At 64.0% G+C, this 1,797-nt stretch carries 1 protein-coding gene; it reads right to left on the bottom strand.

Annotated features, from left to right (window positions below; genetic code table 11):
* Nucleotides 1-1,732, bottom strand: a 1,732-nt coding sequence (locus APU11_RS06010; RefSeq protein WP_060578364.1) for an AAA family ATPase, incomplete at its 3' end; no start/stop codon positions are given.
* Nucleotides 1,733-1,797: the final 65 nt, after the last annotated feature.

Raw genomic sequence — 1,797 nt, 5'->3', positions numbered from 1 at the left:
GGTGCTCTTCGAGGCGTAACAGTTCCGTCTGTTCATCCTTCATTAATGAGGAGAGCGGCACACCGGTCCAGTCGGCAATCACCGTGGCAACGGTACGCGCGTCCACATCCAGCCCCAGCAGCGGGTTGTCCTGCTGAGCTTCATTCAGTTGCTGTTGCAGGTCTGAAATCTCCGCCTGACGGGAGATATCTGCGCGGCAGGCCACCAGCGCTTCCGTGAGTTTCAGCTCCTGGCCGTACTGCGCTTCCCGTTCGTCGAGCTCCAGAATAATGCGGACCTCGTCCTGTTCGATGGCCGCCAGCCGCTCATCGTGGGTGAGGTTACCCACCGCGATATCCTCCAGCAGCGCCTGCTTTTCCATCGCCAGGGCCGTGAGCTGCGCCTTCATCCGGGTCAGCGGCTCCGGCACGGTGTCGAGGCTCATGCGCACGCGGGCCGACGCGGTGTCCAGCAGGTCAACCGCCTTGTCCGGCAGCTGGCGGCCGGTCAGGTAACGCCGGGAAAGGGTCACCGCCGCCCTGACCGCCTCATCGGTAATGTGCACCCCGTGGTGCTGCGCGTAGCGGGATTTCAGGCCCCGCAGCATCAGGCAGGCGGTGTCGTCGTCCGGCTCGTCCACCTTCACCATCTGGAAACGCCGCTCCAGCGCCGCGTCGCGCTCAAAGTACTGTTTGTACTCGCTCCAGGTGGTGGCGGCGATGGTTCTGAGTTCACCGCGGGCGAGCGCGGGCTTCAGCAGGTTGGCCGCATCGGCGCCCCCGGCCTGGTTTCCTGCGCCGATAATGGTGTGGGCCTCGTCGATGAACAGCAGCACCGGGGACGGAGACTGCTGCACCGCATCAATGACGTTTTTCAGGCGCTGCTCAAACTCGCCCTTCACGCCCGCCCCCGCCTGTAACAGACCGAGGTCAAGCGTGCGCAGGCTCACCGTTTTCAGGGACTCCGGCACGTTCCCTTCGGCAATGCGCAGCGCCAGCCCTTCCACCAGGGCGGTTTTTCCCACGCCCGGCTCCCCCACCAGAATCGGGTTGTTCTTGCGGCGACGGGACAGGATGTCCACCATCTGGCGGATTTCATTGTCGCGGCCGAACACCGGGTCGATTTTGCCCTCCCGGGCACGGGCGGTGACGTCGAGGGTGAACTTATCCAGGGCGTTCTGTAATGCTTCACTTAACCCGTTGCTGCCGGCAATGCCCGACTCACGGGGGGACTCATCGTTCAGCACGGAAGGCGACTGGCTCAGGCTCTCCTCCTGCTGCACTTCCGGTCGCTCGTCCGACTGCGCATCCAGCAGCGGGCGCAGACGCTCAAGCTGGCTCTGCGCCAGGGTCAGCAGCGGCCACAAACCGTCGCAGCGTACCCGTTTTGGTTTTTCAGCCAGCGCCATCAGCAGGTGAATGCTGCGTATCTGCGCTTCGCCCGCCAGCGAGGCGCGCAGCCACGCGTCCTGCATCAGGGTCTGAGTGCTGTCGGAGAGCTGCGGACGGCTGCGTACCGAACGGGGCAGCGTGTCGAGAAATGCCAGCAAATCCTGCCAGATGGCGTCCATATCCCATTCGTAGCGGCGGGCCAGCACCGTCAGGTCGCCCTCACCCTGCTCCAGCAGCTTCAGCAGCCAGTGCTCGGGCAGGATTTCCGCATGGGCGCGGGTCTGGCACAGGGAGGCGGCACCTTCCATCGCACGGGCGCAGTAGGGGTTCAGACGACGTAACAGGCTGGCTGGATTTTCCATGAGACTCTCTCTTTATCAGTTCCGGACACGCTACCGCCCGTCGCTTTTCCTGGTATTCAGGAACC

The organism is Enterobacter sp. 50793107 (assembly GCF_001463365.1).
GTDB lineage: Bacteria > Pseudomonadota > Gammaproteobacteria > Enterobacterales > Enterobacteriaceae > Enterobacter > Enterobacter cloacae.
This window is presented reverse-complemented; position numbering and strand designations above follow the sequence as displayed.